This is a genomic window from Marinobacter sp. MMG032, assembly GCF_040112695.1.
Lineage (GTDB): Bacteria > Pseudomonadota > Gammaproteobacteria > Pseudomonadales > Oleiphilaceae > Marinobacter > Marinobacter salsuginis.
This window is the reverse complement of record NZ_CP157802.1, coordinates 3,168,428-3,182,514: the sequence shown is the minus strand read 5'-3', so window position 1 is coordinate 3,182,514 and position 14,087 is coordinate 3,168,428. Positions and strand designations below refer to the sequence as shown.

Below are 14,087 nucleotides of genomic sequence, written 5' to 3'. Positions count from 1 at the left end.
ATCATGAACGGAGCACTCACGCTGCGGTAAGCACATCCTGCCTAGGATGCACTCAGGTTGACGGGAAAACCCTTCCTGTCTCCGATCCTGTTTTCAAAACTATCAACGGCACTAAGGAGAATACTATGAAGACGATCATAGCGCTTGCGCTGGCCGGCGGCATGATTTCCGCTCCTGCAGCGATGGCAATGGGCTCTTTTGAGGATGCTGAACGTATTCTTAAGGCGGGCAGCGACTATGGTATCACCCAGTTCCGAAGTCTCGAATTTGAGTATGAAGGCTACGACGATATAGAACTGGAAGGTTGGGTCGATAACGATTGGTATGTTGAGCTGGACATGAACGACGATGGCTCTATAGAACGAGAGCAACGTCGCAAGCACGGCGGAGAGCCTTCCGGATTGACTGCGGATGAGGTCCGCAACTACCTGAAGGCAGCACAGGCAGAAGGAATGGACAGGCTCGAGGAGCTCAAGGTCAGTTCGCGGGGCTATATTGAAGTGGAAGGTAATGACTCTTCCGGCCAGGAACTCGAAATTGATTTTCGCGTCGGCGACCTGACGCCGGTCAGGATTGACCGGGATGACTAAAATTGACTGACGGGCACACAGCCATGAAACCAACAACACCGGGGCCGGTACTTGCCGGCCCGGTCTTGCGCCATGCGGCACCGGACTCACTGGTGCTGTGGCTGGTAACCAGTGAGCCGGCAGAGTTTGCTGTTCAGGTGTTCCATGACACCCATACGCCTCTGAACCGGCCGCTAGCCGATTCAGAGGTGATCCGGCTGCGGATGGGTACCCGAGCCTGGCTGAACCTGCTGACCATTACGCCTGAGGTTGCTCTTCCACAGGACACCAGGCTGGAATACGACCTGGGGCTCACCACCGACGGCTCAGAGGCTTGCGAGTGGATCCGGACCTGGGCTCCACATCTCTGCCCCGAGGGCCGGGAGAGGCCAGGCTTTACCCTGAAATCCAGGCTGGACCGAATACTCCACGGCTCCTGCCGGAGACCCCATCACCCCTCGCGAGACGGATTGGTGCGGGTGGATGAGGAACTGCAGAAGGCACAGAGACTAGAGGACGTTCCGTCTCTGCTGCTGATGACCGGCGACCAGGTCTACGCCGATGATGTGGCCGGTCCGATGTTGCACGCCATCCAGTGCGTTATTCACCAGCTGGGTCTTTACCAGGAAGTGCTGGAAGGCGCCTCGCTTTCACACAGCAAGGAACTGACTTCGGTAGCAAATGCCTATTACCACCGGGATGAACTGCTGCCGGAATCCGAATTTAACGAGGACCTCACCGAGCGTTTCTTTGGTGGCGTCCGCAAGCCAGTGTTCACAACCGCCAACGCCGGCAATCACCTGATCTCGTTCGCCGAGGTGATGGCCATGTACCTGCTGGTGTGGTCGCCGGAGCCCTGGCACCTTTTTACCAGCGCGGAGCCAGTCGAAGATCCGGACGAACTGGCGCGTTATCGGAAAGAACAGGCCGCTATCGACGAGTTTCGCAGAACCCTTCCGCGGGCAGCGCGGGCCATGGCTAACGTGCCCGTCTATATGATCTTTGATGATCATGACGTTACCGACGACTGGAATCTCTCGGCCCTCTGGGAAACCACCGCTTATGAACACCCCTTTTCCCGGCGCATCATCGGCAATGCCCTGCTGGGCTATCTCTTGTGCCAGGGCTGGGGTAACCAACCGGGTAATTTCGGGGACCTGATCGAACAGTGTCAGAAGCTGTTCGATTCCAGTGACGGACAACACGAGCTGGACAAGGCCATCCAGGATGAATTGATCGACCAACTGTTTCACTTCCAGCACTGGCATTACAGCCTGCCCACCTCGCCCAGACTGGTGGTTCTGGACACCCGCACGCACCGCTGGCGCAGTGAGATCCGGCGCAGCCACCCGTCCGGCCTGATGGACTGGGAATCGCTGACCGATTTCCAGCATGAGATCATGGGCGAGGACGCGGTCGTGGTGGTCTCCCCGGCGCCCATGTTCGGGGTGAAGCTCATCGAGATGATCCAGCTGGTGTTTACCTTTTTCGGCAAACCCCTGCTGGTAGACGCTGAAAACTGGATGGCGCATCGAGGCGCCGCCAGTGTACTGCTCAATATTTTCGGCCACCCCCGAACGCCCAGACACTTCGTGATTCTTTCCGGGGATGTCCACTATTCGTTTGCCTATGACGTTAGGCTGCGCCACAAACAGAACGGTCCACATGTCTGGCAGATCACCAGTAGCGGCATCAAAAATGAATTCCCCAACACCCTGCTGGAATGGCTGGACCGGCTCAATCGCTGGCTGTTTGCGCCCTGGTCGCCCCTGAACTGGTTCACCAAGAGACGGCGAATGTGGATCTCTCCCAGGCTACCGGAGGGCCGGGAGGCCGGTGAGCGGCTGTGGAACGGAGCCGGCATCGGAGATGTGCGGCTGGATGAAGAAGGCGCACCCACCGCCATCCGGCAACTGGATGCCGGCGGCGGGGGTACGATTTTTCAGCGGCGCGCTAAAGACGACTAATCAGGCGTTGACCGAAGGCAGTCCGGACAGCGCCATCGCCAGTTCCTGTTCGTCGTATTCGTGGTCGCTCAGTTCACCGGCGAAGTAGGAGGTATAGGCCGCCATATCGAAATGGCCGTGACCGCAGAGGTTGAACAGAATCACCTCTTCCTTGCCTTCCCGCTTGCAGCGCAGGGCTTCATCAATGGCGCCCTTGACCGCATGGTTGGCTTCCGGAGCCGGCACGATACCCTCATTCTTGGCGAACAGCACACCGGCCTCGAAGCACTCCCGCTGGGTATAGGACACTGCATCAAACAGCCCCAGTTCCTTGGCGTGGGAAACAAGTGGGGCCATACCGTGGTAGCGCAGGCCACCAGCGTGGAAGCCGGGCGGTGTGAATCCGGAGCCCAGGGTATGCATCTTGGTGAGCGGGGTCATGTGGGCGGTATCGCCGTAATCGTAGGCGTATTTGCCCCGGGTCAGGGTGGGACAGGCCGAGGGTTCCACCGCGACGATCCGGGATTTCTCACCGCCTCTCAGGGCGTGGCCCATGAACGGGAAGGCAATACCGGCAAAGTTGGAACCACCGCCAGTGCAACCCACAATTACATCGGGCCAGCAGTCTGCCATTTCCATCTGCTGCATGGCTTCCAGACCGATGATGCTCTGGTGGAGCAACACATGGTTAAGCACCGAACCCAGGGCGTACTTGGTGTTAGGATCCTGCACAGCCAGCTCCACCGCTTCGGAGATGGCGATGCCCAGGCTGCCGGTGTGGTCGGGGTTCTCAGCCAGCACTTTGCGGCCGAACTCGGTCAGCTCCGAGGGTGAGGCCACACATTTGGCGCCATAGGTTTCCATGACGGCCCGGCGATAGGGTTTCTGGTTGTAGGAAACCCGCACCTGGAACACGGTAACGTCGATATCAAACAGGGAGCCGGCGAAGGACAGCGACGTGCCCCACTGCCCTGCACCGGTTTCAGTGGTCAGGGTACGAATGCCTGCTTCGCGGTTGTAGAAGGCTTGCGGAATCGCCGTGTTCGGCTTGTGGCTGCCCGCCGGGCTAACGCCCTCGTACTTGTAGAAGATTTTTGCCGGCGTGCCGAGGGCCTTCTCGAGGCGATGGGCCCGGTACAGAGGCGCTGGACGCCAGAGATTGTAGACGTCACGCACCGGCTCCGGAATCTCGATTTCCCGCTCGGTGGTCACTTCCTGTTCGATAAGCGCCATCGGGAACAACGGCTCAAGGTCCGAAGGCTCTACCGGCTTCTGGGTGCCCGGATGCAGTACGGCCGGCAACGGCTCAGGCAGGTCCGCCTGCAGGTTGTACCAGTATTTGGGCATCTGGCTTTCTTCGAGAAGGAACTTGGTTTGCATGAATTAAAAATCCCTACTGTTTGTGCTGTTATAGGTATTCAGAATACCCATTCCAGGCCCGCATAAAAAGTTCTTCCGGGACCTGGTTCGAAATATCCCCGGTCTTCAACCGGGCGGTTCGCATTGGCGTTTATGCGCACATTACTGAAATAATCCTGATCCAGCAGGTTGCGCATGCCGGCGTACAGGTTCAGGGTCTGATCCGCCATGCGAATTGAATCGCCGGCACGCAGACCAGCCAGCCAGTAATCACTGACCAGGGTCTGGTTGCTGTTCTCGGCGAAGAATTCGCCCACATACTGCCACTCGAGGGCCACAAAACGGCCGCCTGTTCCGCGCCACTCCAGTTCGTTCACCCAGAGCTGCTCGGGCAGACCAGGAATGGCATTGCCGCTGGCATCGTTGCCCTGCTCATCGGCAAAGTCCCGTAATTCGTAATCCGCCAGGGTCAGCGCGCTGGTTACCCGCCAGGCGTAGGACAGCTCCCAGGCCAGTCCCAGTTCGAAGCCATTGCGACGGGTTTCACCGGCGTTTTCATAGAAGGTCTGATCGCCCACGTTGAAGGGCAGGATCTCGTCCTCCACCCGAATGGAAAACAGCGCCATATCATAGCTCAACCCTGCACCCAGCATGCCGCGCATACCCAGCTCGCTATTCAATGCCTGCTGGGGCTCCAGATCGGGATTGAAGCCACCGCCATTCGGGTTGGCAAACTCGGTAAAGGTGGGGGATTCGAAGGCGGTACCCAGGGTGGCGTATACCTGGTGCCTCGGTGCCAGTTTGTAGCTGATTCCTGCAACACCACTGTACTCCCGGAAGGTCCGGTTGCCCGAATCATCGCTACCGTCCTGCAGCCATTCGTCGTCGATGGCCAGACGCAACCGGTCGAATCGAACGCCGAGGGAAATGTTGAGCGCGTCGCTGAGCGCCAAATCGCCCTGGCCAAAAACCGCCACATTGGTAGCACTCTGGTTTTCCGCCTGGGTCTGGCCGGTGATATCGCCATCGATCGACACGGAATAACGGCGCCGGTCGTCGGACTGATGATGTGCATCCAGGCCAGTGACCCAAACCAGAGGCAATCCGGCTAGCATCGATTCCTGCTGGTACTGGGAACTGATGCCGTAAAAGTGCCGGTCGTAGGCTATCCGGCTGCTTCCGGGAAACGGCAGTTGCTGCGCGAAATCCCGGTGGGTGTAGAAGGTATCGAGGGTGAGCTGACCGGGCAGCAAAACGGGATCCTCCCATCTTACACCCAGGGTCTGCTGGTTCACGGTCTGGCTGCTGTCCAGTCGCTTGGCGAGCGCGGTGGCCTGCTCTGGATCCTCTTCCGCCTGGGCCAGGGTAAGCCCGCCGGGGTCTTCGGATTTCGGGTTATGCAGCGCGTTGAACGTTGCGGTCAGACGCCTTCCGGACTCCAGATCCCGCGCGACACGGGCGTTGAACAGCGCCTTTTCCGCCTCGCTCTGCTCCCTGTGGCCATCGAATGTCAGCCACGAAAGCGTCGCTATGCCACTGGTATCGCCATCCACGCCGTTGCCCTGTATGGCAGCCTTGCGATAGCCGTCACTGCCGCCATCCAACCGCAGCCGACCGCCCTCAGGCAACTCATCTCCCAACGCAGTGGAAATATCGATGACACCGCCGGCAGCGTTTCCGTACTGTACCGAAGCAGGCCCCCGAATGACCTCGATGCGCTGGGCCGAATCCAGATCAATGGCATCAATCTGCGACTGGCCGTCCGGCAGCGTGTAAGGGATGCCGTCCACCTGGATCCGGATACCCCGAATACCGAAAGGCGCCCTCGCCCCGAACCCGCGAGTGGACAGCCGGAGATTCTGGGCAAAGTTGTAGCGGTTCTGGAAGAACAGGCCGGGGACGGTATCGAGGGATTCGTCCAGCTGCAACCGCTGCTGCCCCTCACGGATGTCCGGAGCATTGACCACGGAGACCGCTGCGGGCGTTTCATACAGGTCCCGCACCAGCCTCGGTGACGTAACCTCCAGAACCAACTCTTCCTCTCCCTGGCCTGCAGGTGCTTGGGCCGTCACAACAGGGGAGACTGAAAAGCAGATGGGAACCAGTGCCAGAGTTGCAAGGTAATTATTCTTGTTCAAAGGGCCTCCAGGGGACTCGTTATCAAGAACTTCTCCTGACAACGGGTACGCCAGCAATCGGAAAATGGTGTCATCCCATTCAATCCGGCGGAAAGCCAGTTTTAAATAATCATTTCATCTGTTTTTTATAGGACTTTGGTTGCAGGTACAAGGCGGCGAAATCAGGCGGGGATCCACGCTTCAAGCAGATCAACCAGCCAGGGCACCAGCAAAGCCGTTGCGAACGCCGAAAGTGCCATCGCCAGACCTGAGAAAGCCCCCATCTGCGAGCTTACCTGAAACGCCCGGGCGGTTCCGATACCGTGGGCTGCAACCCCCATGGCGATGCCCTTGGCGGTATCATCGCGAACCCGGATCCACTCGAAGAGTTTTGTGCCCAGAACGGCGCCAGTGATGCCCGTTATCACGACCAGGACGGCCGTCAGAGACGGGAGCCCGCCAATTTTTTCAGAGATACCCATGGCTACCGGTGCCGTTGCCGATTTCGGGGCCAGGGACATCTGGATCTCCGTAGACCCTCCGAGAAAGCGGGCCAGACCAATGGAACTGCCGGCAGCGATGACGACGCCGCAGAGGAGCGAAATCGTCACCGGCAGCCAGAGCTGTCGCAACCGGGAAAACTGCTGGTACAGGGGAACAGCCAACGCCACCGTCGCCGGACCCAGCAGAAAGTGAACAAACTGCCCGCCTTCAAAATAATCACTGTAAGACGTGCCAGTGGCCAGCAACAGGATGATGAGCATGGCGACGGACGTGACGACCGGATTGGCGAGGGGATTGGAGTTGGTTTTCAGGTACAGCCGGTAGGCCAGACCATAGGCCACCAGGGTGATGGTCAGCCCAAGCAGCGGCGATGTGGAAAGGTAGACCCAGATGTCTTTCAGCCCCGGCTCAGTCATCATCTGCCTCCTTTTCCGAAACGGGCGACGCAAACCAGCGCGTGGTTACCTGCATGATCAGGGCCGTGGCAACCATGGTTATGACCGTACTCAGCAGCAGCGCGAGGGTTATTGGAATCCACTCGTCGGCGATGCGGCCGAAATGCGCCATCATTCCCACACCGGCCGGAACGAAAAGAAGCGAAAGATGGCTCAGCAAGGCGGTAGACGCCTGGTCAACGGACTCCGGGGCTTTGCCCCGGATCATCAGGGTAATGAACAGCATCACCATACCCAGCACCGGCCCTGGAATGGGCAGCCCCAGCAATCGAACCGTGATCTCACCCACCAGCTGATACACCAGTAGCAGGGTAATGCCGTTCAGGAACTGCATGACGCAGGACTCCAGTCAGGGTTTGCTTTGTAAGGTCGAAATGGGAATGATACTCCGGCCATACATGGCCAGGACAAAACCGATCGGGAACATCAGCACTCCGTATACCGCTGCCGGAATGGACATGGCGCTGGACTCCAGCAGGGTCAGGGTAACCATCAGGGCAATGGTGCCGTTCTTCACACCCAGCTCCACCGCCACCGCAAGCGATTCTCTCTGGGTCAGCCCCGTCATACGACCCGCAGCAAGGCCCAGCCCGATACCGGCCACATTCAACAGAATAGTAGCCGGCCCTGCCTGCTTCAAAAGCTCCCAGATCTGGTCACGAACCCCGTACACCAGGGCCACAATCAGGACGGCCAGCACAATACCGCCGAAGATGCTAACGATGCTTTCTGCCTTGCGGGCAACCTCAGGGTTGCGGGTACGAACCACCATTCCAATGGCTACCGGGAAGAGCACGATACCAACCAGCATGCCGATGGTTTTCCACACCGGCAGCACAATGTCTTCCTCGGTTCCCATGTAATGCTGAAGGGCAATGTTGGTGAACAGCGGCAGGGTAAGGATGGTGATCAGGCTGGCACTGACCGTCAGCACAATAGACAGTGCAATATTACCCCGTGAGAGCAGCACAAACAGATTCGATGTGGTGCCCCCGGGGCAGGCGGCAATAATTACCAGCCCAACGGCGATGGCCGGTGGAACCGCCAGCAATGTGGCCAGCAAGAAAGCAATGAGGGGCATGACCAGAATCTGGGTAACGGTGCCGACGATCATCCCTTTCGGATACACCGCTACCTGGCGGAAGTCACGTATCGTAAGGGTCATGCCGATACCGATCATGATAATGAACAGAGCAATCGGCAGTCCTGCCGAGATAAGCGGGCTGGATTCCACAACGCCTCCGGATGTTTTTGTTTTTACTGCAACCAACCGATGAAAAGTAGCACACACTGTGCCCTTTCGGGAGCTTTCAACGGCAACAGCGTGTAACGGTTAAACGCTGTAAAACCGGGAACTTTGTGGACGCAAGCATCGTGTCCAGAAGCAGTTGCACGTATACTTGCATCAGACAATTAAAATACCTGGACACTGGTGGAGACACACAAGGAATGAAACGCCTGGGAACCCTGGATGCCTCTTGGCTGGCCGTAGAATCTGAAGACACCCCCATGCACGTGGGCAACCTGCAGATTTTTTCGCTACCGGAGGGCGCCCCTGACACTTTTCTGCGGGACATGGTGACCCGTATGAAGGAAACCGGCGATGTAGCGCCTCCCTGGGGTTACAAGCTTGCCTGGTCCGGTTTGCTGGGCCGGGTTCTGGCGCCGGCATGGAAAGTCGACAAGAAAATAGATCTGGATTATCACGTTCGCCATTCCGCCCTGCCGCGCCCTGGCGGTGAGCGGGAACTGGGTATCCTGGTATCGCGCCTGCACTCCAATCCCCTGGATTTCGCCCGCCCGCTGTGGGAATGCCACGTTATTGAAGGTCTTGAGAACAACCGGTTTGCGCTCTACACCAAGATGCATCACTCCATGATCGATGGCATCAGTGGTGTGCGCCTGATGCAGCGGGTACTGACCACTGACCCTGACAAACGGGATATGCCGCCCCCCTGGTCGGTACGTCCGGAGCGTCGCCGCGGCAGCAAATCCGACTCCGAGGCCAGCGTGCCCGGCGCGGTTTCACAGGCCATGGAAGCCCTGAAGCTGCAGGCGGATATGGCGCCACGCCTGTGGCAGGCGGGCAACCGGCTGGTGCATTCGGTGCGTCATCCCGAAGACGGCCTCACCGCGCCGTTTACCGGGCCCGTTTCCAAGATCAATCACCGGGTCACCGGGCAGCGCCGGTTTGCCACCCAGCATTACCAGCTTGACCGCATCAAGGAGCTTGCCCACATCTCCGGCGGCTCCCTGAACGACATTGTTCTGTACCTCTGCGGTACCGCCCTCCGACGTTTTCTGGTGGAGCAGGACGAGCTGCCAGACATTCCGCTGACCGCCGGTATCCCGGTGAACATTCGCCCCTCCGATGACCAGGGCACAGGCACGCAGATCAGTTTCATGATCGCATCCCTGGCGACCGACGAGGCGGATCCATTAACGCGGCTGCAGAACATCAAGACATCCACCCGCAGGGCCAAAGAGCACCTGCAAAAGCTGCCCAAAAGCGCCCTGACCCAATACACCATGCTGTTGATGTCTCCCTACATACTGCAACTGATGTCGGGTCTCGGCGGACGGATGCGACCGGTGTTCAATGTAACGATTTCGAATGTGCCGGGCCCCCAGAGGACCCTCTACTACGAGGGCGCGAAACTGGAAGCCATGTACCCGGTGTCCCTGATCGCACACGGCGGTGCGTTGAACATCACCTGCCTTAGTTATGACGGATCACTGAACTTCGGCTACACCGGCTGCAGGGACACACTGCCAAGCATGCAGAGACTGGCGGTTTACACCGGTGAGGCGCTGGACGAACTGGAAAGCCTGATTCTGCCGCCAAAGGCCAAATCAGAAGCGGCGGCCAAGCCCAAGGCACCACGAAAGCCGGCGACAAAAAAGAGTAAAGCAGACTGATCGAGCGTAAGATCAGCCCGCGCTTTGCCAGTGGGCAGCGCCCACGAAAATCAGCTGAAGGAAGCGGGTGGTCCGCTTCCGGATCTGTTCAATCTGATAGTCATCATCGGCTGAAACGCCGAGCAGATCGGTCAGACTGAAAGCGACACTCCGAACCACCAGATCACAGGTCATGTCCAGATCCTGATCGGTGAGGTGATCCACCAGCCTCAGCCTGCGCAGGTCGTTGGCAAGCTCGCTGGCAAAGAAACGCATCTCGCTCCGGATACCTTCCTGCACCGCCCTGCTTTCACCGGCCAGCCCTTGAGCCATAAACAGGAAAAAGCTCCGGTTCGCCTGGGCGTGACTGATGAAAATGGCCACCGATTCCTCAATCAGTTTATCCGCCTGCGACACGTTGGCCCGGGCCTCTCGCATCATTCTGCGCAACACCAGTCCCAGCTCATCCACGAGCTGAAGCCCCAGATCGTCCATATTGCGGAAATGCCGGTAAAACGAGGTTGGAACCACACCCGCCTGACGGGTCACTTCCCGGATACCAAGACTGGCGAAATGCCGCCCCTTGCCGACCAGCGTTAACGCCGCGCTCATCAGTTTTTCGCGGGTTTCGCCGGGCTTTCTGCGTAGTTTTTCCGCCATCTTTTGTCCGTACCGCCTGCCGTCTACGAATGGTTCACAAGTGTACACATCCGAAAAAATAAAAGTACAGAATGCTTGTCATTTCGAGCCATTACCAGCTGATCCGTTGTCACTTTAATTCGCCATGTGTACAGTCGTACACATTAGTGAACACTTGTACACATGGACAACCGAAAGCCTCAGGGAGGCACTCAGCATGTTAGCGAGAAACACCCAACACAAAGCTCTGCAATGGCTTGGCAGGCAGCTGTTCAACCGGAACGATCCAGAGGCATTTTTCGACCCCCTGCTCGAGCGCATCAATCCGATGTGGGTACAAGAGTACACACCGGCCCGAGTAGAGCAGGTTCTCTCTGAAACCCATGACACCAAAACCCTGGTGCTGAAACCGGCCCGACGCTGGTCCGGCTTCAGTGCCGGCCAACATGTGAACATCTGTGTTGAAGTGGATGGCGTCCGCCGCAACCGCACGTTCAGCCTCTCAAGTTCCCCCCTGCTCTGGCGGGACCAGGGGCTGGTCACCCTGACCATCAAACGCCTTCCGGGCGGCCCGGTGACCAACTGGCTTCACGATCATCTGCAAACTGGTGCGGTAATCGGTATGGGCGAGGCCTTTGGCGACTTCCTGATACCAGAACCTGCCCGGCCGGTCCTGTTCATTGCCGGCGGCAGCGGCATTACGCCAGTCCTGAGCCAGCTTGAGACCATGGCGGCACAGGATTACCGGGCACCGGTGACATTGCTTTATTTCGTTCGAACCCGTGACGACATCATCGCCCGGGAAAAACTGCGGGCACTGGAGGCACGCTATAGCGCACTGACGCTGAATATCATTGCCACCAACGAGTCAGAAGAACCCCGCTACCTGCGTGACCGGGATCTGGAAGCGGTGCCGGGCATCAAGGCACGGCAGGTCTATCTGTGCGGACCGAAGGGGCTCATGGATCTGGCCCGGGACCTTCTGTACCGGAGGGGTATTGCTGACTCGGATATCCACAGCACCTTTTTCTCGGTGCCAACGGCGGATCTGGACAGAGCAACGCTTGGTGGCGAGGTTCAGTTTGAAACCAGTCAACTGGAAGTCGGATCCGAGGGCGATGCCACCTTGCTGGAGATCGCCGAGGCCGCAGGCCTGACTCCGCGCCACGGCTGCCGTATGGGCATATGCCACCAATGCAGTTGCCGGAAAACCACGGGCACCGTCATCAACCGCCTGACCGGCCAGGCCTCCGGCCCCGGCGAGGAAAACGTTCAGCTTTGCATCTCCGTACCCCGGGGCCCGGTGTCACTCGACCTTTAAGCCTATCACCCGATTTTATCGCGGAGCCTTGATGCACCGCAGGGAGTATCACCATGAAAAAGATGACCGAAGCGCAACTCGCAGAGCTTGAAACCGATCTGAACGCGATCCGGGACGAGGTTCTCGCAGACCTCGGCGACCGGGACGCGCGCTATATCCGGCGGATGGTCCACCTGCACCGAAGTCTCGAAGCCGGCGCCCGGCTCATGATGCCGTTTGGCTTTATACCGCCTGTATTCGTTGCCGCGACGGTGACCCTGGGCGTTGCCAAGATCCTGGAGAACATGGAAATCGGCCACAACGTCATGCACGGCCAGTATGACTGGATGAATGACCCGAGCCTTCACTCCCAGACCTACGAGTGGGACACGGTGTGTACATCAGATTCCTGGCGTCGCACCCACAACTACGAGCATCACACCTACACCAACATCATCGGCAAGGACCGTGACTACGGCTACGCCGTGCTGCGACTCACGGATGAGGAGCCCTGGAAACCCTGGCACGCACTTCAGTTCATTAATTACATCCTGCTGAGTGTGTTTTTTCAGTGGGGCGTGGGGCTGCACGAACTCGAAACCGAGAAACTTCGCAGCCGGGAAATCAGCTGGCGTGAAAAGCTTCCGTTTCTCAAAGAGTTTGCTCGAAAGGGTGGCCGGCAGGCGTTCAAGGACTACGTCTTCTTCCCGCTGCTCACGTTTCCGGTGGCCCCGATTGTTCTGGCGGGGAACGTGGGCGCCAATCTGATCCGTAATCTCTGGTCGTCCACGGTAATTTTCTGCGGCCACTTTACGCAGGATGCGGAAACCTTCACGGAAGAGGAGTGCGAGGGTGAAAGCAAGGGCCACTGGTACCTGCGCCAGCTAACAGGGTCCTCAAACTTTACCGGGGGCCGCTGGCTGCACATTCTGAGCGGGCACCTGAGCTACCAGGTGGAGCACCACGTATTCCCGGACCTGCCCGCCCACCGGTATCCGGAAATTTCCGGGAAGGTTCAGGCCGTGTGTCAAAAGCACGGTATTCACTACAACACGGGTCGCTTTGCGAAGCAGTACGGCACAGTGTTGAAGCGGATACTCCGGCACTCACTGCCTGAAAAGGTGACCGGAATGGCCAGAGCGGCTTGAGCAGACCCGACCGGCCAGTCGCTTAAAGGCGGCTGGCCGAATCAGGCTATCTGAAGCAATCTCAAAAGCTGGGGCCTGTGCTGATCCTGGATAACGTCGGCCAGAGTGTATTTGTCGAGCACTTCCAGAAAAGCCTTCAGAGCTTCACCAAACATCGATTTCAGACCACAGACGGGAGTTATCTTGCAGGCATTCTTGGAGGAAAAGCACTCCACGATGCTCAGATCCTGTTCGGTTTCCCGAACCAGAATACCGATACTGATGTCAGAAGGGGAACGGTGCAGGCGCATGCCTCCTTTCTTGCCCCGGATAGTTTCAATGTATCCCTTCTTGTTCAACTGATGCACCACCTTCATAAGGTGGTTCTTGGAAATGTCGTAGCTGTCGGCGATTTCCTGAATGGTGGCCAGACGATCACCCTGAACTGCCAGATATATCAGTACTCGAAGTGAATAATCCGTGTAGCGGGTGATGTGCATTCAATACTCCAGTTATTGTCACAATCGTTCAGTAAGAAGGTCGGGTTAACAGATAGCAGGCTGTGCCACACAGAAATACGCCAGAGATACCCAGCACCACTCCGGACGCCCCAAGCGCAAACAGCATTCCCCAACTCAGCGCCATCATGCTGCAGGCCAGCACCTTCGCCCGTGCCGGCACGGCTCTGCGTGTGCGCCACTGATCAATGGCCGGACCAAATCTGGGGTGGTCTTCAAGCCACTTGGCAAAAGCCGGAGACCCCTTGCTAGCGAAAAATGCAGCCAACAGAACAAAAGGCGTCGTGGGCAACAGTGGAAGCACGACACCAGCGGCAGCAAGCGCAACAGACATATACGCAAGAATTCGAAATCCGGTTTTCCCAAAACGGTCGCCCATTGCGGGGTTCTCACCAAGGTTGATAACTGCATCTATTCTACCGGGATTCAATGAACAGGTCTGCCCAAACGGCTCAGAAAAACCAGACGCGCCACATAGGCCACCTTGACACCAACTGCAAAAACCAGGGTTCCGATGTGCGCGGCAATTTGCACAGAGAGCAACAGCGCGTCCGCAAGCGGGTAGGCAAGCAGAATCGTAGCCAGCAAACCGAAGACGGACAGTCCGAGAGCACCGTTTGCTGCGAACAGCCATTTTTCATAATCAGCCATGACA

14 protein-coding genes are annotated in these 14,087 nt (G+C 58.1%); 5 read left to right on the top strand and 9 right to left on the bottom strand.

What is annotated here, in order from left to right:
* The first annotated feature begins 125 nt into the window (after positions 1–125).
* Entirely contained in the window at positions 126–590 is a 465-nt protein-coding gene (locus tag ABNF92_RS14550) for a hypothetical protein (RefSeq protein WP_349342532.1), read from the top strand.
* 23 nt (positions 591–613) lie between these two features.
* Positions 614–2,536 (top strand): alkaline phosphatase D family protein, encoded by a 1,923-nt coding sequence (locus ABNF92_RS14545; RefSeq protein ID WP_349342531.1) that lies wholly within the window; start codon positions 614–616, stop codon positions 2,534–2,536.
* Here ABNF92_RS14545 and ABNF92_RS14540 read toward each other — a convergent pair whose 3' ends face one another.
* The 5 genes from ABNF92_RS14540 to ABNF92_RS14520 all read right to left on the bottom strand — a co-directional run bounded on the left by ABNF92_RS14540 (position 2,537) and on the right by ABNF92_RS14520 (position 8,184).
* Complete coding sequence (locus tag ABNF92_RS14540) at positions 2,537–3,895, bottom strand: TrpB-like pyridoxal phosphate-dependent enzyme (RefSeq protein WP_153633915.1); 1,359 nt, start codon at positions 3,893–3,895, stop codon at positions 2,537–2,539. It abuts the gene before it with no gap.
* A 38-nt stretch (positions 3,896–3,933) separates the two neighbouring features.
* A complete protein-coding gene (locus tag ABNF92_RS14535) occupies positions 3,934–6,012 on the bottom strand; it encodes a TonB-dependent receptor (RefSeq protein WP_349342530.1) in 2,079 nt (692 codons plus the stop codon).
* Positions 6,013–6,173: 161 nt separating this feature from the next.
* Entirely contained in the window at positions 6,174–6,911 is a 738-nt protein-coding gene (locus ABNF92_RS14530; protein WP_349344097.1) for an LrgB family protein, read from the bottom strand.
* Positions 6,904–7,284 (bottom strand): CidA/LrgA family protein, encoded by a 381-nt coding sequence (locus tag ABNF92_RS14525; protein ID WP_153633917.1) that lies wholly within the window; start codon positions 7,282–7,284, stop codon positions 6,904–6,906. Before ABNF92_RS14525 ends, ABNF92_RS14530 begins: the two co-directional genes overlap by 8 nt.
* 15 nt (positions 7,285–7,299) lie before the next feature.
* Positions 7,300–8,184: a bile acid:sodium symporter family protein gene (locus ABNF92_RS14520; RefSeq protein ID WP_349342529.1), complete on the bottom strand. Its 885-nt coding sequence runs from the start codon at positions 8,182–8,184 to the stop codon at positions 7,300–7,302.
* 215 nt (positions 8,185–8,399) lie between these two features.
* Between ABNF92_RS14520 and ABNF92_RS14515 the strand changes: the two genes are divergently transcribed.
* Positions 8,400–9,869 carry a wax ester/triacylglycerol synthase family O-acyltransferase gene (locus ABNF92_RS14515; protein WP_305965818.1) on the top strand — a complete coding sequence of 490 codons (1,470 nt, stop codon included), beginning with the start codon at positions 8,400–8,402 and terminating at the stop codon, positions 9,867–9,869.
* 12 nt (positions 9,870–9,881) lie between these two features.
* On the opposite strand, the gene ABNF92_RS14510 is transcribed toward ABNF92_RS14515, so the two are convergent.
* Positions 9,882–10,508: a TetR family transcriptional regulator gene (locus ABNF92_RS14510; RefSeq protein WP_349342528.1), complete on the bottom strand. Its 627-nt coding sequence runs from the start codon at positions 10,506–10,508 to the stop codon at positions 9,882–9,884.
* A gap of 196 nt (positions 10,509–10,704) precedes the next feature.
* Here ABNF92_RS14510 and ABNF92_RS14505 point away from each other — a divergent pair, with 196 nt between their 5' ends.
* A complete protein-coding gene (locus ABNF92_RS14505) occupies positions 10,705–11,808 on the top strand; it encodes a ferredoxin reductase (RefSeq protein ID WP_349342527.1) in 1,104 nt (367 codons plus the stop codon).
* Between the two features lie 53 nt (positions 11,809–11,861).
* The gene (locus tag ABNF92_RS14500) at positions 11,862–12,935 is read left to right on the top strand and encodes an acyl-CoA desaturase (protein ID WP_209400298.1); all 1,074 of its coding nucleotides are present in this window, start codon (positions 11,862–11,864) and stop codon (positions 12,933–12,935) included.
* 41 nt (positions 12,936–12,976) lie between these two features.
* On the opposite strand, the gene ABNF92_RS14495 is transcribed toward ABNF92_RS14500, so the two are convergent.
* From ABNF92_RS14495 to ABNF92_RS14485, 3 genes are read right to left on the bottom strand one after another with little or no spacing between them, the layout of a single operon-like run.
* Entirely contained in the window at positions 12,977–13,414 is a 438-nt protein-coding gene (locus tag ABNF92_RS14495) for an Rrf2 family transcriptional regulator (protein WP_069184461.1), read from the bottom strand.
* Positions 13,415–13,442: 28 nt separating this feature from the next.
* On the bottom strand, positions 13,443–13,811 hold the full coding sequence (locus ABNF92_RS14490) for a YbaN family protein (protein ID WP_069184462.1): 369 nt from the start codon (positions 13,809–13,811) through the stop codon (positions 13,443–13,445).
* A gap of 47 nt (positions 13,812–13,858) precedes the next feature.
* Positions 13,859–14,083, bottom strand: a complete 225-nt coding sequence (locus tag ABNF92_RS14485) for a hypothetical protein (RefSeq protein ID WP_069184463.1) — start codon at positions 14,081–14,083, stop codon at positions 13,859–13,861.
* Between the last annotated feature and the right edge of the window lie 4 nt (positions 14,084–14,087).

Bases quoted from the DNA above. Each gene is read 5' to 3' on its own strand.
- ABNF92_RS14550 (WP_349342532.1), top strand. From the start codon at position 126: ATGAAGACGATCATAGCGCTTGCGCTGGCCGGCGGCATGATTTCCGCT.
- ABNF92_RS14545 (WP_349342531.1), top strand. From the start codon at position 614: ATGAAACCAACAACACCGGGGCCGGTACTTGCCGGCCCGGTCTTGCGC.
- ABNF92_RS14540 (WP_153633915.1), bottom strand. From the start codon at position 3,895: ATGCAAACCAAGTTCCTTCTCGAAGAAAGCCAGATGCCCAAATACTGG.
- ABNF92_RS14530 (WP_349344097.1), bottom strand. From the start codon at position 6,911: ATGACTGAGCCGGGGCTGAAAGACATCTGGGTCTACCTTTCCACATCG.
- ABNF92_RS14525 (WP_153633917.1), bottom strand. From the start codon at position 7,284: ATGCAGTTCCTGAACGGCATTACCCTGCTACTGGTGTATCAGCTGGTG.
- ABNF92_RS14515 (WP_305965818.1), top strand. From the start codon at position 8,400: ATGAAACGCCTGGGAACCCTGGATGCCTCTTGGCTGGCCGTAGAATCT.
- ABNF92_RS14510 (WP_349342528.1), bottom strand. From the start codon at position 10,508: ATGGCGGAAAAACTACGCAGAAAGCCCGGCGAAACCCGCGAAAAACTG.
- ABNF92_RS14505 (WP_349342527.1), top strand. From the start codon at position 10,705: ATGTTAGCGAGAAACACCCAACACAAAGCTCTGCAATGGCTTGGCAGG.
- ABNF92_RS14500 (WP_209400298.1), top strand. From the start codon at position 11,862: ATGAAAAAGATGACCGAAGCGCAACTCGCAGAGCTTGAAACCGATCTG.
- ABNF92_RS14495 (WP_069184461.1), bottom strand. From the start codon at position 13,414: ATGCACATCACCCGCTACACGGATTATTCACTTCGAGTACTGATATAT.
- ABNF92_RS14490 (WP_069184462.1), bottom strand. From the start codon at position 13,811: ATGGGCGACCGTTTTGGGAAAACCGGATTTCGAATTCTTGCGTATATG.
- ABNF92_RS14485 (WP_069184463.1), bottom strand. From the start codon at position 14,083: ATGGCTGATTATGAAAAATGGCTGTTCGCAGCAAACGGTGCTCTCGGA.